Source organism: Pseudomonas sp. A39, from assembly GCF_058145955.1.
This window is the reverse complement of sequence record NZ_JBYVMD010000005.1, coordinates 173490-199042: the sequence shown is the minus strand read 5'-3', so window position 1 is coordinate 199042 and position 25553 is coordinate 173490. Positions and strand designations below refer to the sequence as shown.

The 25553-nt window shown below is 62.0% G+C and carries 26 protein-coding genes; 13 read left to right on the top strand and 13 right to left on the bottom strand.

Annotated features, from left to right (window positions below; all coding sequences use genetic code 11):
• Positions 1-10 precede the first annotated feature (10 nt).
• Together AC3ZU9_RS05975 and AC3ZU9_RS05970 are read left to right on the top strand one after the other, a co-directional pair.
• Entirely contained in the window at positions 11-1108 is a 1098-nt protein-coding gene (locus AC3ZU9_RS05975; RefSeq protein ID WP_012722346.1) for an amino acid ABC transporter permease, read from the top strand.
• A gap of 11 nt (positions 1109-1119) precedes the next feature.
• The gene (locus AC3ZU9_RS05970; RefSeq protein WP_003171943.1) at positions 1120-1884 is read left to right on the top strand and encodes an amino acid ABC transporter ATP-binding protein; all 765 of its coding nucleotides are present in this window, start codon (positions 1120-1122) and stop codon (positions 1882-1884) included.
• A gap of 229 nt (positions 1885-2113) precedes the next feature.
• Here AC3ZU9_RS05970 and AC3ZU9_RS05965 read toward each other — a convergent pair whose 3' ends face one another.
• Positions 2114-2605 (bottom strand): type II toxin-antitoxin system MqsA family antitoxin, encoded by a 492-nt coding sequence (locus tag AC3ZU9_RS05965; RefSeq protein WP_012722347.1) that lies wholly within the window; start codon positions 2603-2605, stop codon positions 2114-2116.
• Positions 2602-2913: a type II toxin-antitoxin system MqsR family toxin gene (locus AC3ZU9_RS05960; RefSeq protein WP_490090417.1), complete on the bottom strand. Its 312-nt coding sequence runs from the start codon at positions 2911-2913 to the stop codon at positions 2602-2604. The genes AC3ZU9_RS05965 and AC3ZU9_RS05960 overlap by 4 nt, the downstream gene beginning before the upstream one ends.
• 158 nt (positions 2914-3071) lie before the next feature.
• On the opposite strand from AC3ZU9_RS05960, the gene AC3ZU9_RS05955 reads away from it, so the two are divergent.
• The gene (locus tag AC3ZU9_RS05955; RefSeq protein ID WP_122809992.1) at positions 3072-3731 is read left to right on the top strand and encodes a FadR/GntR family transcriptional regulator; all 660 of its coding nucleotides are present in this window, start codon (positions 3072-3074) and stop codon (positions 3729-3731) included.
• Positions 3721-4986 (top strand): CynX/NimT family MFS transporter, encoded by a 1266-nt coding sequence (locus tag AC3ZU9_RS05950; protein ID WP_102061612.1) that lies wholly within the window; start codon positions 3721-3723, stop codon positions 4984-4986. Before AC3ZU9_RS05955 ends, AC3ZU9_RS05950 begins: the two co-directional genes overlap by 11 nt.
• 22 nt (positions 4987-5008) lie before the next feature.
• Here the strand turns inward: AC3ZU9_RS05950 and AC3ZU9_RS05945 are convergent, their stop codons facing one another.
• Genes AC3ZU9_RS05945 through AC3ZU9_RS05900 form a run of 10 tightly spaced genes read right to left on the bottom strand, consistent with a single transcriptional unit; the run spans position 5009 to position 14065 of the window.
• On the bottom strand, positions 5009-5659 hold the full coding sequence (locus AC3ZU9_RS05945) for a DUF1120 domain-containing protein (RefSeq protein WP_405121740.1): 651 nt from the start codon (positions 5657-5659) through the stop codon (positions 5009-5011).
• 46 nt (positions 5660-5705) lie between these two features.
• Positions 5706-6320 carry a DUF1120 domain-containing protein gene (locus AC3ZU9_RS05940; RefSeq protein WP_318185025.1) on the bottom strand — a complete coding sequence of 205 codons (615 nt, stop codon included), beginning with the start codon at positions 6318-6320 and terminating at the stop codon, positions 5706-5708.
• A gap of 22 nt (positions 6321-6342) precedes the next feature.
• Complete coding sequence (locus AC3ZU9_RS05935) at positions 6343-7488, bottom strand: DUF1120 domain-containing protein (RefSeq protein ID WP_490090416.1); 1146 nt, start codon at positions 7486-7488, stop codon at positions 6343-6345.
• Positions 7489-7494: 6 nt separating this feature from the next.
• Positions 7495-9966 (bottom strand): fimbria/pilus outer membrane usher protein, encoded by a 2472-nt coding sequence (locus AC3ZU9_RS05930; RefSeq protein ID WP_490090415.1) that lies wholly within the window; start codon positions 9964-9966, stop codon positions 7495-7497.
• Positions 9967-10017: 51 nt separating this feature from the next.
• Positions 10018-10743, bottom strand: a complete 726-nt coding sequence (locus AC3ZU9_RS05925; RefSeq protein ID WP_043204818.1) for a fimbria/pilus chaperone family protein — start codon at positions 10741-10743, stop codon at positions 10018-10020.
• Positions 10744-10775: 32 nt separating this feature from the next.
• The gene (locus tag AC3ZU9_RS05920) at positions 10776-11402 is read right to left on the bottom strand and encodes a DUF1120 domain-containing protein (protein WP_012722355.1); all 627 of its coding nucleotides are present in this window, start codon (positions 11400-11402) and stop codon (positions 10776-10778) included.
• A 44-nt stretch (positions 11403-11446) separates the two neighbouring features.
• A complete protein-coding gene (locus AC3ZU9_RS05915; RefSeq protein WP_122809988.1) occupies positions 11447-12067 on the bottom strand; it encodes a DUF1120 domain-containing protein in 621 nt (206 codons plus the stop codon).
• A gap of 55 nt (positions 12068-12122) precedes the next feature.
• Entirely contained in the window at positions 12123-12743 is a 621-nt protein-coding gene (locus tag AC3ZU9_RS05910; protein WP_102061617.1) for a DUF1120 domain-containing protein, read from the bottom strand.
• Between the two features lie 38 nt (positions 12744-12781).
• On the bottom strand, positions 12782-13405 hold the full coding sequence (locus tag AC3ZU9_RS05905) for a DUF1120 domain-containing protein (protein WP_064054823.1): 624 nt from the start codon (positions 13403-13405) through the stop codon (positions 12782-12784).
• A 33-nt stretch (positions 13406-13438) separates the two neighbouring features.
• Positions 13439-14065 (bottom strand): DUF1120 domain-containing protein, encoded by a 627-nt coding sequence (locus AC3ZU9_RS05900; protein WP_490090414.1) that lies wholly within the window; start codon positions 14063-14065, stop codon positions 13439-13441.
• Positions 14066-14455: 390 nt separating this feature from the next.
• Between AC3ZU9_RS05900 and AC3ZU9_RS05895 the strand changes: the two genes are divergently transcribed.
• From AC3ZU9_RS05895 to dacB, 7 genes are all read left to right on the top strand, one after another.
• Positions 14456-15286, top strand: a complete 831-nt coding sequence (locus AC3ZU9_RS05895) for a response regulator (RefSeq protein WP_102061620.1) — start codon at positions 14456-14458, stop codon at positions 15284-15286.
• Between the two features lie 183 nt (positions 15287-15469).
• Positions 15470-16105, top strand: coding sequence for a response regulator (locus tag AC3ZU9_RS05890; RefSeq protein WP_012722361.1), 636 nt, complete (start codon positions 15470-15472; stop codon positions 16103-16105).
• A 91-nt stretch (positions 16106-16196) separates the two neighbouring features.
• Complete coding sequence (locus tag AC3ZU9_RS05885) at positions 16197-16667, top strand: nuclear transport factor 2 family protein (RefSeq protein WP_490090413.1); 471 nt, start codon at positions 16197-16199, stop codon at positions 16665-16667.
• A 37-nt stretch (positions 16668-16704) separates the two neighbouring features.
• Positions 16705-16980 carry a GIY-YIG nuclease family protein gene (locus tag AC3ZU9_RS05880; protein WP_012722363.1) on the top strand — a complete coding sequence of 92 codons (276 nt, stop codon included), beginning with the start codon at positions 16705-16707 and terminating at the stop codon, positions 16978-16980.
• 75 nt (positions 16981-17055) lie between these two features.
• Positions 17056-17991: a glutathione S-transferase family protein gene (locus tag AC3ZU9_RS05875; protein ID WP_012722364.1), complete on the top strand. Its 936-nt coding sequence runs from the start codon at positions 17056-17058 to the stop codon at positions 17989-17991.
• A gap of 109 nt (positions 17992-18100) precedes the next feature.
• A complete protein-coding gene (locus AC3ZU9_RS05870; protein ID WP_012722365.1) occupies positions 18101-20521 on the top strand; it encodes a TonB-dependent siderophore receptor in 2421 nt (806 codons plus the stop codon).
• A gap of 95 nt (positions 20522-20616) precedes the next feature.
• Complete coding sequence (gene dacB, locus AC3ZU9_RS05865; RefSeq protein WP_490090412.1) at positions 20617-22074, top strand: D-alanyl-D-alanine carboxypeptidase/D-alanyl-D-alanine endopeptidase; 1458 nt, start codon at positions 20617-20619, stop codon at positions 22072-22074.
• A 1-nt stretch (position 22075) separates the two neighbouring features.
• Here dacB and AC3ZU9_RS05860 read toward each other — a convergent pair whose 3' ends face one another.
• Complete coding sequence (locus AC3ZU9_RS05860; RefSeq protein ID WP_046034370.1) at positions 22076-22855, bottom strand: IclR family transcriptional regulator; 780 nt, start codon at positions 22853-22855, stop codon at positions 22076-22078.
• Between the two features lie 120 nt (positions 22856-22975).
• Here AC3ZU9_RS05860 and hmgA point away from each other — a divergent pair, with 120 nt between their 5' ends.
• Positions 22976-24259, top strand: a complete 1284-nt coding sequence (hmgA, locus tag AC3ZU9_RS05855) for a homogentisate 1,2-dioxygenase (protein WP_490090411.1) — start codon at positions 22976-22978, stop codon at positions 24257-24259.
• Positions 24260-24263: 4 nt separating this feature from the next.
• On the top strand, positions 24264-25550 hold the full coding sequence (gene fahA / locus AC3ZU9_RS05850) for a fumarylacetoacetase (protein WP_012722369.1): 1287 nt from the start codon (positions 24264-24266) through the stop codon (positions 25548-25550).
• Positions 25551-25553 lie beyond the last annotated feature (3 nt).

The window sequence follows — 25553 nt, the reverse complement described above, 5'->3', positions numbered from 1 at the left end:
GGAAACGCCCATGAGTACGCATACTTTCAAACCTGATATGCCACCGCCGAACAAAGTGTTCGGGCCGATGGCATGGATGCGCGCCAACCTGTTCTCCAGCTGGCTCAACACGCTGCTGACATTACTGGCGTTCTACCTGATCTACCTGGTGGTGCCGCCGATCCTGAGCTGGGCGATCATCGACGCCAACTGGGTCGGCACCACGCGCGCCGATTGCACGAAGGAGGGCGCCTGCTGGGTGTTTATCCAACAGCGCTTCGGGCAGTTCATGTACGGCTACTACCCCGGCGACCTGCGCTGGCGCGTAGACCTGACCGTGTGGCTGGCCATCGTCGGCGTGGCGCCGTTGTTCGTCTCGCGCTTTCAACGCAAGGCGATCTACGGGCTGAGCTTTTTGGTGCTGTACCCGATCATCGCCTTCTTCCTGCTGCACGGTGGGATCTTCGGCCTGGCCAACGTGGCGACCAGCCAATGGGGCGGCCTGATGCTGACCCTGGTGATCGCCACCGTTGGCATCGCCGGCGCCTTGCCACTGGGCATTATGCTGGCGTTGGGTCGGCGCTCGAATATGCCGGCGATTCGTGTGGTCTGCGTGACCTTCATCGAATTCTGGCGCGGCGTGCCGTTGATCACCGTGTTGTTCATGTCGTCGGTGATGCTGCCGCTGTTCCTGCCGGAAGGCATGGGCATCGACAAGCTGCTGCGCGCACTGATTGGCGTGATCCTGTTCCAGTCGGCCTACGTGGCCGAGGTGGTACGCGGGGGCTTGCAGGCGATTCCCAAAGGGCAGTACGAAGCGGCCGCAGCAATGGGCTTGGGTTACTGGCGCAGCATGGGCCTGGTGATTCTGCCGCAGGCCCTGAAGATGGTCATTCCCGGCATCGTCAACACGTTTATCGCGCTGTTCAAGGACACGAGCCTGGTGATCATCATCGGCCTGTTCGACCTGCTCAACAGCGTCAAGCAAGCCGCCGCCGACCCGAAATGGTTGGGCATGGCCACTGAAGGCTACGTGTTCGCCGCCTTGGTGTTCTGGATTTTCTGTTTTGGTATGTCGCGCTATTCCATTCATTTGGAACACAAGCTCGACACAGGCCACAAGCGTTAGGAGTTGTTGTTATGAGCGAAGCGATCAAACAGCCTGTGAGCCCTGAAGGCATTATCCAGATGCAGGGCGTCAACAAGTGGTACGGCCAGTTCCACGTGTTGAAAGACATCAACCTCAACGTCAAGCAGGGCGAGCGTATCGTGCTGTGTGGCCCGTCGGGTTCGGGCAAATCCACCACCATCCGCTGCCTCAACCGTCTGGAAGAGCACCAGCAGGGCCGCATCGTGGTCGACGGCGTGGAACTGACCAACGACCTCAAGCAGATCGAAGCGATCCGCCGTGAAGTCGGCATGGTGTTCCAGCACTTCAACCTGTTCCCACACCTGACCATCCTGCAGAACTGCACGCTGGCGCCGATGTGGGTGCGCAAGATGCCCAAGCGCAAGGCCGAAGAAATTGCCATGCATTACCTGGAGCGCGTGCGCATCCCGGAGCAGGCCCACAAGTTTCCGGGGCAACTGTCCGGTGGCCAGCAGCAGCGTGTGGCGATTGCCCGCGCCTTGTGCATGAAGCCGAAAATCATGCTGTTCGACGAGCCGACCTCGGCACTCGACCCGGAAATGGTCAAAGAGGTATTGGACACCATGATCGGCCTGGCCGAAGACGGCATGACCATGTTGTGCGTGACCCACGAAATGGGCTTTGCCCGCACCGTGGCCAACCGCGTGATCTTCATGGACAAGGGCGAGATCGTGGAACAGGCGGCACCGAATGACTTCTTCGACAACCCGCAGAATGACCGGACCAAGTTGTTCTTGAGCCAGATTTTGCATTGATCGATGCTTGAAACGATAAACCCGGCCTGGTGCCTAATGCCAGTCAGTTAAGGGTGAGCACTGTACCTGTGGCGAGGGAGCTTGCTCCCGCTGGACTGCGCAGCAGTCCCATTTTTGGGGCCGCTTCGCGACCCAGCGGGAGCAAGCTCCCTCGCCACGGGTTACTTTTCGCTCATGCTGCTTCTTAACTGACTGGCATTAGGCCTGGTGCCGGGTTTATTTTTTGGGGTTAGGACACCTTGAGTGCTTGTGCTTCGTCGTTCACGGTGTAGGTGAAGGCGCCACGCAAATCAGCGCCTTCTGCCAGGATTTTCGCATCCGCAAGCAAATGTGGGTGACGATCCAAAAGCCGCATCAGCAGCACCAACGGTTTAGGGGCAAGCAACTCGCCACGTTCGTAGCGAGAGAATGCGTTGTGGCCGCCACCGGACAGTAATTCCACGGCTTCCTTTTGGGTAAGGTGCAGTTTGCGACGGGTACGTTTCATTTCGGTGCCGATCATTTTTCGGGCGGCGAGTGTCAGTGCATCTTTTGCTGCATCGTAGCGGTCGGTACTGTCGTTGTCTGGGTCCCAGAAACCATCACCGCATACTTTGCACTCCCACCCTGAAAGTTCGTCGACCCGGCGGTCCATACCTTTAATGCTGATGGTTTCGCTGCGGCCCTCGAAATAGGTCAATCCTCTGGGAGCGCCACAAATGTAGCAATCTTTTACCTTCATACGTTTTTCTCCTTGAAGGAGATCACCGGAGGGGCACCGTCTAAGGCGTAAGTGACCTTGATGTAAATCTCCCGATCTTTCACTTGCGTGTGGTACACGTCCTGCCACATTCGATGATTGCCGTAGGCAGTCATCGACTTGTACAACATCCTGTTTTGTAACTCGTAAATCACGATCTGCATTCCCTCGATACTAAAGCCGAGTTTCTCGCCGGACTCCTTTGCTGTCCTCGTGAACGCCCTGCTGCCAAGCCGCCTCACATCCGCCTTTATCACCGCCAAATCGTAATGAGGTGTGTACTTTTCCATAAGACACCTGAGTCCATAATTACCCTCAAAGGGTAATTTTACCAATCGAAAATACTGCTCCTTTACCCACCCAAGAACCCTAGTGCGTTGCCTTTGTAGGCAACTCCGAATAGCCTGTAGGAAAATTCATCCTATGATTGGACGAAAGCGCTGAGCCCATGACAGACATCGCCCCGCTGATCAAACGCTCCCTGGTCGACCAGGCCCTTGAGCAGTTACGCCTGCGCATCACTGAAGGCCGATGGGCCATCGGTGAACGCCTGCCCACCGAGCCGGAGCTGTCCGCTGAGTTGGGTATCAGCCGCAACACCGTGCGTGAGGCCATGCGCGTGTTGGCGTTTTCCGGCTTGATCGAGATCCGCCAGGGCGACGGCAGTTATTTGCGTTCCATGACCGACCCGCTGGGCGCCATGCGCGCGTTATCCCACTGCACCCTGGAGCAAGCGCAGGAGACGCGGCAGATTCTCGAAGTAGAGGCCGTAGGGCTTGCGGCGTTGCGCCGTACCAAGGATGACCTCAACGCGTTGCGCGAGGCGCTCGAGACCAGCGGCGAGCTTTATCACGGTGATCTGGAGGCCTACATCAGTGCTGACCTGGTGTTTCACAAACACTTGGTAGACGCGGCGCACAACCCCGCGTTGAGCGAGCTGTACCAGTATTTCTCCCGCATCGTCGCTGCCCAGTTGCGCCAGACTCTGAACATTTCACCGCGTCGCCAGGCCGTATTCGACCTGCACATTGCCCTGCTCGACGCCGTGGAAAACCAAGACCCGGAACGCGCCAAATCCCTCTGCCGGCAGTTGATCAATGAACCTTGAAGCCAAGCGCACACCTGAACTCGACGAACTCTTGATCGACGCCGAAGCGGACGATGAGGTTGTCCAGCACAGCCAGCCGTTGGTGCGCCGCCCATGGTTGTTGCTGCTCGGCCTGATCCTGGTGGCGCTGAACCTGCGCCCGGCGCTGTCGAGCCTGGCGCCGCTGCTGGCTGATGTCTCACAGAGCCTGGGGTTGTCAGCGGCCAAAGCCGGCTTGCTGACGACCTTGCCGGTGCTGTGCCTGGGCTTGTTCGCGCCGCTGGCGCCCGTCCTGGCCCGGCGCTTTGGCGCTGAGCGCGTGGTGCTGGGAATCTTGTTGACGTTGGCTGCCGGGATCATCCTGCGCAGTTCGGTCGGTGAAGTCGGGCTGTTTGCCGGCAGCCTGCTCGCCGGTGCAAGCATCGGCGTCATCGGCGTGTTGCTGCCGGGTATCGTCAAGCGCGATTTCCCCAAGAAGGCGGGCGCCATGATGGGCGTCTACACCATGGCGTTGTGCCTGGGCGCTGCGTTGGCCGCCGGTGCCACGGTGCCGCTGAGCAAGGCCTTCGGCGACAGCTGGAACATCGGCCTTGGCTTTTGGGCGCTGCCGGCCCTGGTGGCGATGCTGTTCTGGTTGCCGCAAGTCGGGCAAAAGCACGGTGCCCATCACGTCGCTTACCGCGTGAAGGGGTTGCTGCGTGACCCGCTGGCCTGGCAGGTGACCTTGTACATGGGCCTGCAATCATCCTTGTCGTACATCGTGTTTGGCTGGTTGCCGTCGATCCTGATCGGCCGCGGCTTGAGTGCCACTGAAGCCGGGTTGGCGCTATCGGGCTCCATCATCGTGCAATTGTTCAGCTCCCTGGCCGCACCGTGGCTGGCCACCCGAGGCAAGGACCAGCGCCTGGCAATTGTGGTGGTCATGCTGCTGACCCTTGGCGGGCTGTTCGGTTGCCTGTACGCACCCCTCGACGGCTTGTGGGGCTGGGCGATTTTGCTCGGCCTGGGTCAGGGCGGCACCTTCAGCCTGGCGCTGACCTTGATCGTGCTGCGTTCGCGCGACGCTCATGTGGCCGCCAACCTGTCGAGCATGGCCCAGGGCTTTGGCTACACACTGGCGTCCCTTGGGCCGTTTGCAGTCGGGCTGGTCCATGACTGGACCGGCGGCTGGAACGCAGTGGGCTGGATCTTTGCGGTGCTCGGCCTGGGGGCGATTATTGCGGGGCTGGGAGCGGGGCGAGCGCGGTACGTCGCCGTCAGCAGCGAAAGCGTTTGAAGCCTGGCGTGGAAGAGGTGCATCACAGGTACACCACTTCCAGCGTCGCCGAACCATCCAGGGGTGTCTCCTCGCTGAGGTCAAGATTTTGCCGGGCGTTGAGGGTGGCTTCCAGTTTGACCGTGGTGCTTAGATTCTGCATCGATGAAGGCCCGGCCGTGCTGCCCTCCAGGTCGGTAAATCCCAGGTAGCTCCTGGAACCGATATCGATGGGATTGCTGTTGGAGGTGCGCCAGGCCAAGCCGCCGGTGGTGGACTCGGTCCCGTAGATCACCGGCAAACCATCGGCGGCGGTCTGTTTGGGGTCGAAGCTCAATGAATACACCCCCAGCTTGTTGCCGCTTCTATCCAGCCCCAGCCCATAGAAAATCTCGCTGTTTACGTGGGCAGTGCCGTCGCGGTTGTCACGCATGCGCAACGCGTAGCGTGTCGCGTTGTTGCAACCGACGGTCAGGCTCAGGTACCGCAGCGGCAGGCGTGTGCCTTTCGTCAGGTTGAGGTCATTACGTGAGATCTTGCCGAAGTCCACCAGCCCACCGCCGACAAACACCGGCGTGCAGGCCGTGGGCGTGATCAAGCCACTCACGCTCAGGTCGATGATGGAGGCGGCCTGTGCGGTGAGGCTGGTGCAGAGCACGGCCAGGGCGCTCAGGGGGATCAGAATCGCGTTCACTATGATGCTCCTACACAATGAGATGATTTCGGCGGTGTCACCCGCCTTACAGGTACTTCATGGACAGGGTCACGGAACCGTCGATGGGCACTTCATTTTCCAGGGACAGCGTGTTTGTCGGAGCGATGGTCGGCGCGATATTCAGCTCTGCATTGAGCACCTGTACCGGCGTTGGGACCAAGGTGCCGATAGCGGCGAATGACGTGAGGAAGTCGGGCGACAGGAGGGCGCTCGGAGCCCAGGTAAAGGGATCAGTCTGGCCGATCGGCCGCAGGGCGATGCCATCGGCAACCAGCGCTTGGAGGCGCAATACCATGTAACCGAGTTTCTGCTGGTCGTTGACCAGCCCCAGGCCGAATTTAAACGGTTTATCACTATCGTAGTTGGAGCCCAGGCGATTATCCCGAGGCTCCAGGGCCAGCAGGGTCAACGCCTCACAGGTGATCGCCATTTGTAGGCTGTAGGTGGGTAACGGTGTGGTCTGGTCGGCATTCAGGTCCCGCGCGGCGATTTTTCCCAAGTCATGCATGCCGCCATTGGACAGGCTGGGTTCACAGGCGCTGGGGGTGATCAGACCGTAGACACTCAAGTCCGTGGTGGACGCAGCCTGAGCCGGCAGGAGACTGCCCAGCCATGCCAATGCGATCAAAGGGGTTAACACTGTTCTGTTCATCGGTGAGTCTCTAGAGATAGATGATTTCCAAGGTGGCCGAACCGTCGAGCACTACATCGGTGCTCAGGTCCAGGGTGTTGGTCGGGGCGATGACCGCCTCCACGGTCACCCGACTCGACAGGTGTTGAATGGCGACCGGGCCCGCCTGGCTGCCGCCGATCGGGCTGAAACCCAGGTAACTGTTGGCACCTACCGGCAAGGGGCTGGCGTTGCTGAGGCTCCAGGCCACCCCGGCGGTGGTGGAGTCGGTGCGATACAGGCGCGGGAAACTGTCGGCTGAGGCGTCGGTGGGGTCGAAGACCAATGAGTACAGGCCGATGCGGTTGGCGCTCTGGTCCAGGCCCAGGCCGTAGTAAATCTCGCTGTTGACCGTGGCGCTGCCGTCGCGATTGTCTTGCATGCGCAAGGCGAACCGCGTCGGGGCATCGCAACCCAGGTTCAGCATCAGTGACTTGGACGGCAGGCGCGTCGATTGCCCGCTGTTCAAGTCGTTGCGTGAAATCCGGCCAAAGTCCACCACCCCCCCGCCTGACAGGCTCAGTTCACAGGCGGTCGGGGCGAAGGTGGCGCGCAATTGCAATTCGCGGCTGGCGGCCCCGGCCGACGCTTCGAACACCCCGGAGGTTTCCCAGACGAGCGCCTCGCGGACCCGCAGTGCCGGTTCCTCGGCCCAGGCACTGATGTCCAGTTGCACGGAGAAGGTCTTACCCTGCACCGGCGCACCTGCGCGCACCGGCACCACACCCACGGTAGGGCGCCAAGCCAACTCTGCGGCGGTTTCGCCGGGCGGCTGGCCCTGACCGGCGATCACGCCCAGCTCCACCGCTTGCCCGTCCAACACGCCGTTGCGCAGTCGCAAGGCATATTCGCCGTGCTCGGCAAAACGAAAGCGTTCCGCCCCGTTGCTCACGGCGTTGTAGAACAGGCTCATGTCCTTGACGTGATCGCAGGCGAGGGTCAGGCTCAGGTGTTGCTCCCCCACCGGGTATTGCGTTGCCGGGGTGCTTTGCACGCTTCGATTGAACTGGCCGAAATCCACGGACGACTGGCTCAGGCTCAACCGGCATTCATCGCCCAGCGCCCGCGTGCCGAGGGCTACCCCGGCCAGCCATACAAGCCCGGCCAGCGGGCGACACAAACGGGAAATCACAGGCATTGCTCCTCAAGGGGTACGGCACTGGGCCGCAGCGGTTTCGTAGTACGACTGGGTGTCAGGCTTGGCCTGCAATTGGTAGTGCACTTCGCACGGTGGCTGCCCTGGCGCCTTGACCCACAGTGACGGTTGCTCCAGCGCGTTGGTCAGGAAGACCTGGCCACCGTCCTGGACCAGGGTGATGAACTCACCGTTGGCACTGCTGACGGAGGCGCCCCTGGGCAGTGGTTTGCCGTCCACGGTGGTGACGGAGAGCAGGGCGCGGCGTGTCAGGCTGACGCCGAAGTCGACGCGGTCGACGGCACCGCGTCCGGCCGTGATCTGTGCCAGACCGTTGTTGATGTCGGCATTGCGCGGCAGGGTGCGGGTTTCAACTTCCACGGCGGTGCGGCTATAAGCCGATACCTGCGGCACGACGGCCTGGCCTTGCCAGTCGGTCCACACCGGGCCGCTGGGGGTGTTGACCTTGATCCCGGAAATGTCCGCCACCGACAGCACGGCAAACGTGTCGCGCACCGGGTACGGTGACAATGTCACACCGTCGCCATGCATCACTACCGCACCGCGGGCGCTGCCTTGATAGCTGTCGCGCTCGGCGTCATCGCGGCTGTAGTTCAGGTCCAGCTGGGTATAGCGCGGCAGCGCCGAAACCCCGAGGCTCGATTGCACTTGCCGGTCACGGGAGTCGCGCTCGACGCCGGCGCGGTAGCTCAGTTGATCATTGAGCTGCTCGTTGAGCCCGACACCGATGCGGTGTTCGCCACCGGAGTTGCGCAGCCAAGTGCGGGCGCGACGGCTTTCGCCCAGGGGAATACTCAGGTTCAGGTAGAGGCTGTCGTCGCGACCCTGGCTGCCGCTGACTTGCCATTCGGCGCTGGCCGACACCGAGACATTGCCGACCCGCGTGCCCCAGGTGGCCAGCGCACGGCTGCTGTTGCGTCCGTCGAACAAGGTCGAGCGCGAGTAGCCGGTGCTGAAGGCGCCCATCCAGGGGTGGGACCAGGCCACGCCGGCGCTTTGCTGGTCGCGATAACGCTGATTGCGCTCGTCGGCGTAGCGCTCGGCGATGCTTTCTTGTAACTCGCGATAGCCCTCGGTGCGCTGGGATGTGCCGAGGTAGAACGACCAGCGATCGTTCAGCTGTTGCGACAGCAATAGATCGGTTTGTATGCCTCGTCGTTGTGTGTGGCGGCGCGCGTCGGTAGCGGTCAATGAGGCCTGCACGTCGGCGTTGGTCCACAGTTGGGTACCCAGGCTGATGCCGGCGGCCTGATAGCTGTCGGCGAGCAAGCTGCCACCGGCTAGGTTCACGCCCGGCAGCACGCCGCCGCTCCAGCCGGCGCTGACCACCCAGGGCTCGGCGCTTTGGTCGTGGCTGATATCGCGCACCCGGCCCGCCGCTACGGAATACCCGGGCGCGGGCAGGCCCACGCCGAGCATGGCCGCCGGCACAGTGAAACGGCGCTCGCTGCCGTCTATCTCCTTGACGGTGACTTCGACGTCCGAACGGCTGTCCAGGCGCCTGACATCACTGAGGGAAAACGGCCCGGCCGGCACCACCGTGGAGTGGATCAGCGCACCGTTCTGCCGCACCTCCACCTGGGCCTGGCTGTAGGCGATGCCGTCAATGGTCGAGCCCTGGTTTTCTTCTTGCAGGGCCTGCTCGGTGAGTACCTGCACGCCAGTGATCTGCGCGCCCGCCAGCACCGGGTTGTAGAGGTTGATCTGGCCGGCTTGCAGGACCAGTTGCTGCTGGGCAAAGGTGCGCTGGGCGTAGGCCTCCAGGTGGGTGGTGCGCGAGTCGTCGTCCTGCCAGGTTTGTACTTGGCGGCTGCGCACGATCCAGTCACCGGCGTTGAAGCCGACTTCGGTATTGGCCGAGCCGTAGCGACTGGTTTGATCGCCGTAGTGACTGTACAGCCCGGTCAGGTCGTAGTTGATCAAGCCGGCGAAGCCACCGGTTTCATAGCCTGAAAAATCCCGCACCACCGGGCGCAAGGCATCGGTGGGTACGATCAGCGAGAGGCCGAGGTTGGCGGTGTCCTGTTCAACCTGGGTGGTGGGCCAGCGCGTCATGAAATCATGGCAGCGCAGTGTTTCGTCGCTGTCGGGCACTGTGCCGAGCAGGTTGGCTTTATCCAGCAGCGACTGGTCGAAGCACAGCTCGCCGTCCGCGGTGAAGTGGGCGTTTACCCGTCCTTTCGGGCGGCCGTTGACACTTAACGTGACGGGATGACTGCCGCCGCCGAAACGCGGGGCCTGGACCAACAGCATGGCCAGTCCCGGGTCGATACCTCGTTGTTGCAGTGTGGTGGCGTCGAAGGTAGCTGCCGCTGGCTGGGCCACGGCCTCTGCCAGCCACAGGACGCCGGCCAGCGGGATGACGGACCGGGTTGCCGGGTGGATCAGGCCACGGCGCAGGGCGCGCGGCCGAATGACGGGCAAGGCTTCGCCGTCATGGCAAATCATGACTGTGTTCACAGAACTCACTCGGGTGTGGGCGCTGGTGGCCCAGGTTAGTGCTTGAGGAGGCTAAGGCCGGGCAGGTGTCAGGGGCGCGTCATAGGCGCTGACCGCGAAGCCGTACACGGTGGCGGGTTGAAACCGTACGGTGGTGGCGCCCGCGGCGTTTGCCTGGATCGGGATGTTTTCCCCAGGCAGCACATAGGCTCGCGGCAGCAGTGCCCTGTTGTCGCCGGGCAACAGTTGCAGCTCCTGAGCCAGGCGCACGACGTAGGGTGTGTCGTTGTGCACCCACAGTTGCTCACCTTGCAGCGACCATTTCAGGTCGGTCCAGGGTGTGCGGTTGGTGGCCAGGCCTTTGGGGTGCAGGATCACCGGCAAATTCTGGCGCACCGTGACACCTACACGTGCATGCCCGGCCTTGGCGGGTTTACGGTTGGCAGGTATGCCTTCAAACACCACCCGTTTCAGGCGTTGGGTGGTCAACGGTTGTTTGGTTTGCAGGATAAACCGCACCAGTTGACTCTTGCCGGGCTCCACCCTGGTCAGGGGCGGGGTCACGAACAGCAAGGGTTCAATGTCCTGGGGAATGTCCTCGAGGGTGACGTGCAGCAGGGCCAGGTCGGGGTCGGTGTTGGTGACGGCTACCGAGGTTTCACCGGCCTCCTCGTGCACGATCACCACCGAGGTGTCCGGCACCATGCCGTCAGCGGCAGCCGGCAGCGTCTGGAAACAGGCCAGCAGCGTGCAACCTGCGGCGCTTAAGCGACGCAGGGTAGTGAATAAAGGGGTCATGCAGACGTTCTCCAAATAGTCAGTAGCACGGATTACAGGTAACGCAACTCCAGGGTGATCAAGCCGTCCAGGGGCACTTCTTCCTTCAATGTCAGGTTGTTGGCCGGACTGATCGAGGTGTCCACTCGCAGATTGACCACCAGGTTCCTGAGGGGCACGGGTATCAGGCTGCCCGGTACGGCGAAGGCCATGAATCTGTTCGGGTAGGCGTTGGGCTCCACGTGCCAGGTAGCGCCTTGGTCGGATGAGGTCAAGGTTTGCATCGGTTGTGCGTCGGCCACAGGGCCACGCAGCGACAGGGCCACCGAGCCCAGCCGCTCGGTGGGTGCCTGGTGGTTCATGCCCAGCCCGTAGAAAAAATCAGGTGCCAGGGACGAGTCGGCTTGATTGTCGACGCCCACGAGGGCGAACAGCACCGCTGCGTTGCAACTCACGCCCAGCGCCATGGGGAAACTCGGCAACACGGTGAACTCATCGAGGTTGAGTCGGCGTGCCGGAATCTTGCCGTGGTCCACCATGCCATCGTCCGACAGCGACACCAGACAGGCGTTGGGGGTAATCAGGCCTTCAACCTGCAGATCGACGCCCGAGGCGGCAAAGGTCAACGGCACACCCACGAGCAAAAACGCGAGTACCAGCGAGCGGAGAAGCATATTCATGACGATCAGTTACCTGGCGTGATTCGGGCTGGGCGGTCGAGGGGTTACAGGTAGCGCACGGTCAGTGTTGCGGAGCCGTCGATCGGGATTTCCGTGCCGCCGGGCAGGGCGTCACTGCGATTGATGATGGTGTAGACGGTCAGCATCGCGGACAGGTTTTGCACCGGGATGGGGGCGGCAAAGGTGGTCAGGCTGGGAGCGATCATGTAATTGGTAATCCATGCATCGTTGATGTCTTGCCAGAACCAACGGTCGCCATCCAGGGAGTAGACGAAGTCAGCGGGGACGGTATCGGCTACGGCCTTGGCGATGGTCAGGTTGAAGTAACCCAGTTTCTGGCTGCCGTTGACCAGGCCAATGCCGTAGCCGCCGTGGATGCCTGAGTCGGCACGGTTGTCAGTGGTTTGCAGAGCCATCAGGGTCTGGGCGTCGCATGCCACGGCCAGGTCGATGGTTTGTGCCTTCAGGTTGGTCGGGGTGGTCGGGTTGAGGTCCTTGAAAGCGATCTTGCCGTGGTCGATGGTGCCGGCGTTGGACAGCGTGGGGGTGCAGGCCGAGGGCACGATCAGCCCCTTGACGGTCAGGTCGACGGTAGACGCGGCAGCTGCCCATGGGCTGGCGATAACCAGCAGAACAGTAGCGAGGACGCGGGGGGACAGGTTCATTTCAGTGGGGCTCCAGGGATACAGGGGGTTGGGTGAAACACTTGCGGGCTCGGGCTCAGAGGTAGTGCACGGTGATGGTGGCGCTGCCGTCGATGTTCATCTCTTGAGCCACGGGCAGGTTCTGCGCCGGGTTGATGTTGGTGTGGACCGCTAAGTCCATGCTCAGGTTTTGTACCGGGACGGGGATGCGTGGTCCTGCCGCGTCGCCGACCGACAGGAAAAAGTCCCACATATCGCTGTCGTCGGCGCTTTGCCAGGTTGTGCCATTGTCCCAGGACATCAGCATGCGCGGCGTGACGCCATCGGCGAGGACCTTGTCGTAGACCAGCGAATAGCCGCCCAGCTTTTTACCGTCGACCAAGCCGATGCCGTAGTTGTAAAAACCGGTTCCGGACTCCTTGCGATTGTCCGTGGGCATTAACGCCAACAGGGTTTTCGCGTCGCAATCAACCATCAGTTGCACGGTGATTGGGCGCAGGTAAGTGTTGGCGGCAGGCTTAAGGTCACCCACCGAAATTTTGCCGTGATCGACGATGCCGGCGTTGGACAAGCTGGGGGTGCAGGCCGCCGGTACAATCAGCCCCTTGACCGTCAGGTCGGTGGTGGAGGCCGCGAGTGCCGGTGTGGCGAAGCCGATCATCAGGCAAGAGCTGAGCAGGCGCGATAGAGGTTTCATGGTGAGCAGGGTCCAGGGTAGGGAGAACGGATCAGGGATTACAGGTAACGCAATTGAACAGTCACGTGACCGTCCAGGGGCACCTCGTCGACCAGGGTCAGGCTGTCGGAACGCGCGATCATGGTGTTGAGGCGCACGTCGGCATCCAGCTCCTGCACGGCGATCGGGGTGAGGCTGCCGGTGGCCGAGGCCACGGCGGTCATCGCGGTGTGACCCAAATAAGTGCCTTCGACCCAGGTGGCGCCGCCATCGGTAGACACGATGGTGCGCACGGCTTCGGTGTCGGCCACCGCTGTAGAAAGCCTCAGGGAGGCGCTGCCGAGTTTTTCGTCGTTGGCCGTCATCCCCAGGCCATGAAACCGGTCCTGAATGGCTGAGGTGCCTTCACGGTTATCCAAGGTGCTCAGGCTGAAAAGTGTCGGCCCGTCACAGCGCACATTCAGGCGCATCACCTGACGCTGCAGGGACGTGTGAGTGTCTGGGTTGAGGTCGCGGGCGGCCACTTTGCCGTGGTCGATCACGCCGCCGCCGGACAGGCTGGGGCTGCAAGCGCTCGGAATAATCAGGCCGGTTACGGCCAAGTCGGTGCTGCTGGCGGCCTCGGTTTGCGACGTCACGCCAATCAGCAAGGTGACCACTAGGGTCGAAGTACGAACATCCATATTCGGTGATGCCTCGGGTTGAGGAAAAAGGGCTTAGAGGTACTTCACTTCAAGGGTGGCGCTGCCATCGATCGGTACTTCGTTGGTCAGGTCCAGTCCTGAGGCGGGCGCGATAAGCGTCGAGACCTTGAGGTCGGCGGTCAGGTCTTTGATCGGGATCGGCGCCCAGTTGCCGCCGGACTGATTGCCAAAGCTGGCCAGGTTCAGGGTCGACCAGACATCGCCGCCCATGGCGTCCCAGGTTTTACCGTCGTCGACGGACTTGAGCGTGGTGGCGGCGGCGGTGTCGGCCGAAGCGTTCAGCAGCTCCAGGGTGTAATGGCCCAGCGGCTGATTGCCGTTGATCAGGCCCAGGCCAAAGCCGTTCGGATTCGTGCTGCCGACGCTGTTTTCGATGCCCTTCAAGGCAAACAGGGTTTGCGCGTCACAGTTCACAACCATCTGCAGCGTGCTGGCGGGGAGCAGGGTCTGGTCGGTGGCACTCAGGTCCTTGGCCGATATTTTTCCATGGTCCACCACGCCACCGCCGGACAGGCCGGGCGTGCAGGCGCTGGGTGTGATCAGTCCGGTGACGGTGAGGTCCACGCTGCTTGCCGCAAAGGTATGCCAAGGGGACGCGGCCATTAAGGTGGCGACAACTACGGTCAGGGTCTTTCTCATTTTTTGATGATTTCCGGTGCAAGGCCGTGGGCATTTCCCCAGGCGATAACGTTCGCGTTCACTGGGAGGCGGGTGTCCGTCCAAGAGGCCTCAAACACCAAGAGAGCGAGGGCCCTCGAAGGACGCCGGGGAATTTATCGGGTGCCTGCAATAGGGGAAATACAACAAATACGACAATGGTTCGTGGCGACTCCGGCTGTCAGATAAAGACGTATTTATGCGTAAGGAGGGAATATTTCGTAGTTGTTGCATGGTTAAAAAATAATCCAAAAGAATATTATTTGACTAAATATGTAATCCATTTGAGTTGTTTTTTCGGGTTGTCGCGGCGGCACAGTGCACCTGCGTAATGGCTCATTCCTGGCCGGTCCATTCCGTAACGAGGTCATCATGCAGCCAGGTAGCCCACCCGGTGGGAACGCAGGGTCTGCGTCACTGCCGCTCGGCCCAATGACCTCTGGGCCCAAGGGATTGAGCGTGTTGGTGGTGGAAGATCATCCAGCCTATCGGATGCTGTTGGGGGGGATGCTGCATAAGCTGGGGTTCGACAGGGAAGTGGTGAACGACGGGCAGGCCGCTTTGACGGCGATGACCGACAGGCACTTCGACCTGATCCTCACGGACTGCCAGATGCCGGTCATGGATGGCTATGCCCTGGCCCGTGAGGTACGCCGTCGTGAGCGCCTGGCCCACACCGCGCCGGTGCCGATCATTGCCCTGACCTCGACCCTTGAGGCTGCCCAGATTCATCGCTGCCTGGAGGCCGGCATCAATGCCTGGCTGGTCAAGCCGCTGACCTTGATACAACTGCGCGAAATCCTGACGTTATGGGTGCCCCAGGCGGACACCCAGCGACCCGAGCCGGTTGCTCAAGACGTGCCCATCACCTGGCCCGCCCGCGCGACCCTGATAGAAACCTTTGGCTGTGCGGCAGTGGTAGAGCGCATGGTGGGGTGCTTGTTGGAGGAGGCGCAGGCGGATCTGGCAGCCTTGGACGACGCCCTCCTTAAACAGGATGCGACGGCGACGAGCCGGCACTTGCATCGGTTGGTGGGCGGTCTTGCCTTTTTGGGGGCCGGGCAATTGGAGGACCGCGGCGCCCACTTGATCACTGCGGTGGCGTGTGAGGGCGTCGCGGCGAACTCGCGCTCACTTGGGCTTTTATACGCCGACTTGCGGCGTTACCTGCTGCGCCTGGCCGAGCTATGGCCTCAGGTTTAGTGAAGGAAGTTTCCCTCATCTTTGTAGTTCTATTCTGTAGGTGGCGTCTGTTTTTTCTGTGGGCCTAAAGTCGGGTTTCACTGATTGCTGGCTGAGGCCCGGAAACCGCCAATTTCGGCGGTTGTGGCTGAAAGCCATCAGCGCTATTTTGCCCGGACTCAATTGGCGATCCTGGTGGTGCCCATGCTTCGCGTAATTATTGCTGACGATCATCCCATCGTACGTATTGGTCAAAAAGTGGTCATTGAGGCCAACGGAAAGTGCAAAGTCGTGGGGGAGGCCGATGGACCCGATCAATTGCTGGCGCTGGTCCAGCGCACACCCTGCGACGTCTTGGTGACGGATTTTGCCATGCCGGGTAATCAACAGGCGGATGGCTACGGGTTGTTGGGCTTGCTGCATCGACAACACCCCGATTTGCCGGTGATTCTGGTCACCATGTTCGCCAACGTTGCCACGCTGAGGTCCTCGTTCTCCCATGGCGCGCGCGCCATCGTTGCCAAGAGTGCATCGGCCAGGGAACTGCCGCTGGCGATCAAGGCCGTGTGTGAAGGGCACACCTTTGTCAGCGAATGCCTGCGATTGCAACTTGAGGAGGCGGGCGTCGGTGACCAGCAGGGTATGCCGCAGTTGTCCGGCAAGGAGCGCGAGGTGGTACGCATGCTCGCCAGTGGCATGACCGTCAGCCAGATCGCGGCGCGGGTCAACCGCAGTATCTCGACCATCAGCAAGCAGAAAAGCACCGCGATGAGCAGGCTGTGCATTTCCACCGATGTCGATTTGTTCGCGTATGCGCGCAGCAGTGGCATGGTGCCCTGAGGCGGGCTATTTACCCGGCGAATGTCAGTAGCCTTGGCGGCGTTGACGGCTTATCGTGCGCCTACTCTTTTTCCTCACGCGGAGCCTGCCCATGAGTGATGCCCATAACGCCTTGATCAGCGAGTTTTACACGGCCTTTCAGCGCCTGGATGCAGAAGCCATGGCCGCCTGCTACACCGATGATGTGGTGTTCAGCGACCCGGCGTTTGGCGAGCTGCGTGGCCGTGATGCCGGTGATATGTGGCGCATGCTCACCACGCGGGCCAAGGACTTTTCCCTGACGTTCGACCACGTGCGCAGCGACGAGACCACCGGCAGCGCGCACTGGGTGGCGACTTACCTGTTCAGCGCCACCGGCAATGCGGTGGTCAACGATATCGGCGCGCGGTTTGTGTTTCGCGACGGCAAGATCTGCGAGCACCACGACCACTTCGACCTGTGGCGTTGGTCGCGCCAGGCGTTGGGTGTGAAGGGGCTGTTGCTGGGCTGGTCACCTGCGTTGAAAAACGCCGTGCGCGCGCAGGCGCTCAAAGGGCTGAGGGCATTCCAGGCCAGTCGTTGATAAGATTGGCACTCTTCTGGTTTGCCGACATTGACCCGTGACTGATATTCCTGAACCCAAGCCCTGGTTCGTCTACCTGGTGCGTGCCGCCAATGGTTCGCTGTATTGCGGCATCAGCAACGACCCGGTACGCCGTTTTGCCTCGCACCAGAGCGGCAAGGGCGCGCGGTTCTTTTTATCCAGCCCTGCCGTGGCGCTGGTGTACACCGAGCAATGCGCGAGCAAGGGCGAGGCGCTGCGCCAGGAACGCTTGATCAAAAAGCTGAAAAAGAGCGCCAAGGAGTGCCTGGCGGCCAGCGGCTCATTGATTTGACTGATGGGTTCCCATCGCCCCCATGCGCGGTTTCGCAGGCTAAGCTAGTGGCTCATCTATTGAGCGGAGCCTGGCATGTCTGAGTTGATCCTGCACCACTACCCGCAGTCCCCCTTCGCTGAAAAAGCCCGCCTGCTGCTGGGCTTCAAAGGCTTGTCCTGGCGCTCGGTGTTTATTCCACCGGTGATGCCCAAGCCTGATCTGACCGCCTTGACCGGTGGCTATCGCAAGACACCGGTGTTGCAGGTCGGCGCCGATATCTACTGCGACACCGCGTTGATCGCCCGGCGCCTGGAGCAGGAGAAGTCCGGGCCGGCGCTGTTTCCGCAGGGTTTGGAATTGGTGACCCAGGGCTTCGCCGCCTGGGCCGATTCGGTGGTGTTTTCCCATGCCGTGGCGCTGGTGTTCCAGCCGGAATCCCTGGCGGTCAAGTTCGCCAAGGTGCCGCCGCACATGCTGCAGGTGCTGGTGGCCGACCGTACCCAACTGTTCAGTGGCGGCACCGCGACCCGGGTGCAATTGGAGGTGGCCAAGCATCAATGGCCGGCGATTGTCGGCCGAATCGACCAGCAGTTGCAGCACCAATCGGGGGATTTCCTGTTCGGCGAGCCGTCGATTGCCGACTTTGCCCTGGCCCATCCGTTGTGGTTCCTCAAAGGCTCTTCGGTGACCGCGCCGCTGGTGGACGCGTATCCCGCCGTCGCCGCCTGGCTCGACCGGGTACTGAGTTTTGGTCATGGCACCGCCAGTGAGATGAGCGCCGAGCACGCCTTGGACGTGGCGCGCAACGCCACCCCAGCGGCGTTGCCCGATGAAGTGTTCGAGGACTTGAATGGCTTCAAGGCCGGCCAGCTGGTGACCCTTTCGGCCACCGACTACGGCACTGACCCCGTGGCCGGTGAGCTGCTGTTTGTCGGGCGTGAAACCCTGATCCTGCGCCGTAGCGATGAGCGCGCGGGCACCGTGCATGTGCATTTCCCACGCATGGGCTTTCGCATTCAGGCGCACTAACGAAAAATATTTGCAAATAAAGGTGAGGTAAATCCACCGCTCAACCGTGTAGTGCTTGAAACTGCGATCTATTCGCATTAACAGCGTTTTCTACACGGGTTCTCACAGCATGAAGTCGACGGCGGGCGGTTGGATAAAACAGTGGCTGGGAGCCTCGGCATTGGCAGTCTCGGGGCTGGCGTTGTTGCCCCTGAGCGTGGCGCAGGCGCAGGAGCAGCAAAGCGCCCAGTTCAACTTTGCCCTGGCAGCCAAGCCGCTGCCCCAGGCCCTGAGCGATTTTAGCCGGGTCACTGGAATCAGCGTGATCTACACCGATGAAGCGCCCTACGGCCTGAGCGCCCCGGCGGTCAGCGGCCAGATGAGCGCAAACCAGGCCCTGCAACGGTTGCTGAGCAACACCGGCTTTACCTTCCGCCAGATCGACGCCCGTACCCTGGCCCTTGAGCCGGTGCCCACCGACGGCGCGGTGAACCTCGGCGCCACCACGATCAGCGGCGTTGGCCAGCAGGCCCAGGACAGCACCAGCTACCAGCCACCGCCCACCAGTTCGGTGATGCGCTCGGGTGGCTTGCTGCTGGAAACCCCGCAGACTGTCAACGTCGTGCCCGCCCAAGTGCTGCGCGATCAGACCCCGCGCAACCTGGATGACGCCCTGGGCAACATCAGTGGCATCACCCAGGCCAACACCCTGGCCAGCACCCAGGACGCGGTGATGCTGCGTGGCTTTGGCGACAACCGCAACGGTTCGATCATGCGCGATGGCATGCCGATCGTGCAGGGGCGTGCGTTGAACGCTACGGCGGAGCGGGTCGAAGTCCTCAAGGGGCCAGCATCCTTGCTGTACGGCATCCAGGACCCGGGCGGCGTGGTGAATATCGTCAGCAAAAAGCCTGAGCTGGTCCAGTCCACCGCCCTGACCGTGCGCGGCTCCACCTTCGGTGATGGCAAGAACGGTAGCGGCGGCAGCCTAGACACCACCGGCCCGATTGGCGACAGCGGCCTGGCCTATCGGCTGATCGTCGACCATGAAGACGAGGATTACTGGCGCAACTTCGGCACCCACCGCGAGAGCCTGATCGCGCCGTCGCTGGCCTGGTATGGCGACACCACCAAGCTGTTGTTCGCCTACGAGCACCGCGAGTTTCTCACGCCGTTCGACCGTGGCACCGCCATCGACAAGTCCAACCACCCGTTGGACATCCCGGCCACCCGTCGGCTGGATGAACCCTTCAACAACATGGAAGGGCGGTCCGACCTGTACCGCTTTGAAGCCGATCACGACCTCAACGATGACTGGAAGGCCCATTTCGGCTACAGCTGGAACCGCGAAACCTACGACGCCAGCCAAGTGCGCGTGAGTGCGGTGAATGACAACGGCACCCTGACCCGCAGAATGGACGGCACCCAGGGCGCGATCACCACCGACCGGTTCACCACGGCCAGCCTGGAAGGCAAGGTCAAGCTGCTGGGCATGCAGCATGACCTGGTGTTCGGCCTGGATGACGAATACCGCAAGATCTACCGCGCCGACCTGATTCGCCAGGGCTCGCGGGGCACCTTCAACTACAACAACCCGGTGTACGGCAATGAAGTGGCGGGCACTACCGTCAGCGCCGTCGACAGCGCCCAGACCGACCTGCTGCGCAGCGACTCGCTGTTCTTCCAGGATGCCATCCACCTCAACGACCAGTGGATTTTTGTCGCCGGTGCGCGCTATCAGATGTACGACCAATACGCCGGCAAGGGCGTACCGTTCAAGGCCAACACCAACGGCAACGGCCAGGCCTGGGTGCCGCGTGCGGGCCTGGTGTATCGCTACACCGATGAATTGTCGTTCTATGGCAGCTACACCGAGTCGTTCAAACCCAACTCCACCATCGCCGCCTTGAACGATGGCAGCACCTTGACTGGCGACCTCACGCCTGAGGAATCCAAGTCCTGGGAACTGGGGGCCAAGCTCGACATCCCTGGGCGCATCACCGCCAGCGCGGCGCTGTTCACCATCGACAAGCGCAATGTGCTGGTGTCGGTCGGTTCCGGCGCGAATACGATCTACAGCATTGCCGGCCAGGTGCGCTCACGCGGCCTTGAACTGGACGCCACCGGCCAATTGACCGACAAGTGGAGCGTGATCGGCAGTTATGCCTACACCGACGCCGAAGACATCAAGGACAACGACCCGACGCTGGAGGGCAACCGCCTGCAGAACGTGGCCAAGCACACCGGCTCGCTGTCGGTGGCCTACGACTTTGGCAACATCTTTGGTGGCGACCAGTTGCGCGTGGGGACCGGCGCACGGTATGTCGGCGAGCGCGCCGGCGATGCGGCCAACGACTTCAACTTGCCGGGTTATACCGTGGCGGACGCATTTGCTACCTACGACACTAAAATTGATGGGCAGAAGGTCAAGTTCCAACTCAATGTGAAGAACATGTTTGATCGCGTCTACTACACCTCGGCAGCCAGCCGGCTGTTTGTGTCCATGGGCGATGCGCGACAGGTATCGGTGTCGAGCACCCTGGAATTCTGAAGTAGGACATGACGCCTTGTGGCAAGCCCGCTCGCCACAGGGGGAGGGAGCTGGTAGCGTTGCCGCCACTGACAGCTTTGCGGACAACGCTACTGATGTACTTTGGAAAATGCTTACACACCCGCGGCATGCTGGTTGGCTTGAGCCTTTTGCTGGGGGGCTGCGCGAGTGTTTCCCAGACCTCCACCCCAGGCACCCTCGATCACCTGATGGCCGACCCGGCGCTCAACGGCGCCACTGTCTCCCTGATGGTGCGTGACGCCCGCAGCGGCAGCACGCTCTACCAACACAACCCGCGAACACGGGTCATTCCTGCGTCCAACCTCAAATTGCTCACCACTGCGGCGGCGATGGATGTGCTGGGGCCGCAATACCGGTTTTCCACTCAACTGCTGGGTAACGGCACCCAGCAGGGCGAGCGCCTCAGCGGCAACCTCTATTTGCGCGGCTTGGGCGACCCGACCACGCAATTCGCCGACTACCAGGCATTGGCGGCACAACTGGCGGGGCAGGGTGTGCGCCAGGTCCAAGGCGATCTTGTCTTCGACGACACTTGGTTCGACGCCGAACGGCTGGGCGTGGACTGGGCCCAGGACGATGAAAGCACCTACTACGGCGCGCAGGTTTCGGCGCTGACCGTGTCGCCTAATGCGGATTTTGATGCGGGCACGTTGCTCGTCACGGCGAAAGCGCCCGTCGCGGTTGGCCAGCCGGTGAGCGTGGTGGTGAGCCCGTCCACCGATTATGTGCAACTGAACAACCGCGCGGTCAGCGGTCCCGGTAACTCCTACGGCATCACCCGCCAGCACGGCACCAACCTGCTGCAACTCACCGGTGCGCTGGCGCCAGGCAAACAAAGCCGGCAGTGGGTGAGCGTGTGGGAGCCGACGCAACTGGTGGCCAATCTGTTTGAGCAGGCGTTGGCGCAGCAGGGCATCCAGGTACTGGGCCGACGCGTGATCGGTGGTACAAGCCCTGCGACGGCCAGGGTGCTGGCCGAGCATCAATCGGCACCGCTGCAGGAACTGATCACGCCGCTGCTCAAGCTGTCGAACAACGCTATGTCGGAAGCGTTGCTCAAAGCCATGGGGCGCAAGACAGCCAACGCGGGTACGGCGCAGGCCGGTGTCGCGGCAGTCGCGGATTTCATGCGGCGCCAGGGTTTGGACCCGATGACGCTGAGCCAGGTGGACGGTTCGGGTCTGTCGCGGCGTAACTGGGTGTCGTCGCAGAACCTGACCGACCTGCTGCTGGCCGCAGCCAAGCAGCCCTGGTTCGAAGCCTGGTACAACGCCTTGCCGATCGCCGGTGACCCCGACCGCATGACCGGCGGCAGCCTGCGCTACCGCCTGCGCGGCACGGCGGCGCAAAACAACCTGCACGCCAAGACCGGCTCCATGGCCGGGGTTTCCTCGTTGAGCGGCTACATCACCGACGCCGATGGCCGACGCCTGGTGTTTTCAATGATCAGCAATAACTATGTGAGTGACGCCACGCCCATCCGTGCGCTGGAAAACCGCGTGGCACTGGCACTGATCCAATGGCACGACTAGCTCAGGGCTGATACCCCATCCGCCAACTCACGGCCTGGGTCGCCGCCAGCAAGCGCTGCGCCGCCGGGCCGTCTTCATCGGCGTGGAACAACGAGGTGGGGCCGACCACGGTCATCACCGCCGCCACTTGGCCGACAGCGTTGAACACCGGCGCCGACAACGCATCGACGCCGGGCATCAGCAAACCATGCACAAAGTGCAGGCCACGGCGGCGGATCTGTTCGCAGGCGGTCGCGTAAGCCTGGTCGTCCGCCAGGGCATGGGCGATGCCGGCCTGGATCTCGCGTTCACGCAGCTCTACGGTTTCCCGCGACGGCAGGAACGCGCTGAACACCAACCCGGTGGACGAACTGAGCAGCGGCAACACCGAACCCAACTGCGTGACCACCGTCACCGCACGCACCGCCGGTTCGATCTGCACCACGGTCGCGCCCTGGTTACCCCACACCGCCAGGAAGCAGGTTTCATTCAATTCATCGCGCAACTCCGCCAGGGGCATCGCGCCGACCTTGAGCACGTCCATGCTGCCCAGCGCCGCCAGGCCCACACGCAAGGCTTCGCGGCCCAGGCCATAGTGATTGGTGGCGGTGTTCTGTTCGGCGAAACCTGAGGCGATCAGCGCCTGCAGGTAGCGGTGCACCTTGCTGGCCGGCATTTGCACGTGCTCGGCCAGGCGTGAAAGCGAGGTCGCCGGTGACAGTTCGGCCAGGGCCTTGAGGATGTCGGTGCCCACTTCGGCCGAGCGGACTTTCTGTTTACCGGTGTCGCGGGGCTTTTCCATGGAGGGGAGAGAATCCGAGAGATGAATGGGCGTCTTTATAGCTTGACGGTCGTTAGTGATCAAATTACGTTATGCGTAACTGGATTACGATAAAAACAACTTCCGTACAGAGGATGCTCCATGAACCTCGAATACCTGTCGGGCTTCGGCAATGAGTTCGCCAGCGAAGCCCTGGTCGGCGCACTGCCAGTCGGCCAGAACTCCCCACAAAAAGCGCCCTATGGGCTGTACACCGAACTGTTCTCCGGCACGGCGTTCACCATGGCGCGCAGTGAAGCCCGGCGCACCTGGCTGTACCGCATTCAGCCGTCGGCCAATCACCCAGCGTTTATCAAGCTTGAACGGCAGTTGGTCGGTGGGCCGTTGGGGGCGGTGACGCCGAATCGCTTGCGCTGGAACCCGTTGGATATTCCAAGTGAGCCGACTGACTTTGTCGATGGGCTTGTAGGGATGGTCGCTAATTCCGGGTCGGAAAAACCTTCGGGCATCAGCATCTACAACTACCGCGCCAATCGTTCGATGGAGCGGGTGTTCTTCAATGCCGATGGCGAATGGTTGATCGTTCCCGAACAGGGCCGTCTGCGTATCGCGACTGAATTGGGCGTGCTGGAAGTCGAGCCGCTGGAAATCGTCGTGCTGCCGCGCGGCCTCAAATTCCGCGTCGAACTGCTGGATGCGCAAGCGCGCGGCTACGTCGCCGAGAACCACGGTGCCCCACTGCGCCTGCCGGACCTGGGGCCCATCGGCAGCAACGGCCTGGCCAACCCGCGCGACTTCCTGACCCCGGTCGCCTACTACGAAGACCTGAAACAACCGACAACGCTGGTACAGAAATTCCTCGGCGAACTCTGGGCTTGCGAGCTGGATCATTCCCCGCTCAATGTGGTCGCCTGGCACGGCAACAACGTGCCGTACAAATACGACCTGCGCCGCTTCAACACGATAGGCACCGTGAGCTTCGACCACCCGGACCCGTCGATCTTCACGGTATTGACCTCGCCCACCAGCACCCACGGCCTGGCCAACCTCGACTTCGTGATCTTTCCGCCGCGCTGGATGGTGGCCGAGAACACCTTCCGTCCGCCGTGGTTCCATCGCAACCTGATGAACGAGTACATGGGCCTGATCCAAGGTGCCTACGACGCCAAGGCCGAAGGCTTCGTGCCCGGCGGCGCGTCGCTGCACAGCTGCATGAGCGCCCACGGCCCGGACGGCGAAACCTGCACCAAGGCCATCAACGTGGCGCTGGCGCCGCACAAGATCGATAACACCATGGCCTTTATGTTCGAGACCAGCCAAGTGCTGCGTCCGACCCAGTTCGCCTTGGACTGCCCGCAGCTGCAAAACACTTACGACGCGTGCTGGGCCTCGCTGCCCGCCACCTTCAACCCGAACCGGAGATAAACCCATGACGCAGCCAACACTCACCCGCAGCTGGGTGGCCTCCGCGAATGGTCACACCGATTTTCCGCTGCAGAACCTGCCGTTGGGCGTGTTCAGCGTCAACGGCTCCGCACCGCGCGCTGGCGTGGCGATTGGCGACTCGATCCTGGACCTGCACGCCGCGATCGATGCGTTCGACGGTGACGCCCGTCGCGCCGTCGAGGCGACCGCCGGTGGCCAACTGAACGCCTTTTTCGAACTGGGCCGTGGCCCGCGCGTGGCCTTGCGCGAGCGCTTGCTGACGTTGTTGGCCGAAGGCAGCACACTGCAGGCGCGTGAAGCGCACGTGTTGCACCGTGCTGCCGATTGCCAGATGCACGTACCGGCGCGGATCAATGACTACACCGACTTCTACGTCGGTATCGAGCACGCGCAGAACGTCGGCAAACTGTTCCGCCCCGACAACCCTCTGCTGCCCAACTACAAGTACGTGCCGATTGGCTACCACGGTCGCGCGTCGACCATCCGTCCCTCGGGCACCGATGTGCGCCGCCCCAAGGGCCAGACCTTGCCCGCCGGCCAGGCCGAACCGATCTTCGGTCCGTGTGCACGCCTGGACTACGAGTTGGAACTGGGCGTCTGGATCGGCCAGGGCAATGAGATGGGCGATTCGATTGCCATTGGTGACGCGGCTGAACATATCGCCGGTTTCTGCCTGCTCAATGACTGGTCGGCACGGGATATCCAGGCCTGGGAGTACCAGCCGCTGGGGCCGTTCCTGTCGAAAAGCTTTATCACAACCATTTCACCGTGGGTGGTGACGGTCGAGGCACTTGAACCGTTCCGCACAGCGCAACCGGCACGGCCTGAAGGTGACCCGCAGCCGCTGTCGTACCTGCTGGACCAACGCGACCAGGCAGCGGGTGCCCTGGATATCGAATTGGAAGTCCTGCTGACCACGGCCGCCATGCGTGAGCAAAACCTGCCGGCCTATCGCCTGGCCTTGAGCAACAGCCTGCATATGTACTGGACCGCCGCGCAATTGGTCGCGCACCACAGCGTCAACGGTTGCCAGCTGCAGGCCGGTGACCTGTTGGGTACGGGGACTTTGTCGGGGCCGCAAGCCGGTCAGTTCGGCAGCCTGTTGGAAATGACCGAAGGCGGCAAAAAGGCCGTCGAATTGCCCTCCGGCGAGGTGCGCAAGTTCCTCGAAGACGGCGATGAAGTCATCCTGCGCGCTCGCTGCAGTCGTGAAGGATTTGCCTCTATCGGCTTCGGCGAATGCCGCGGCACTGTGGTCGCGGCGCGCTAGAAG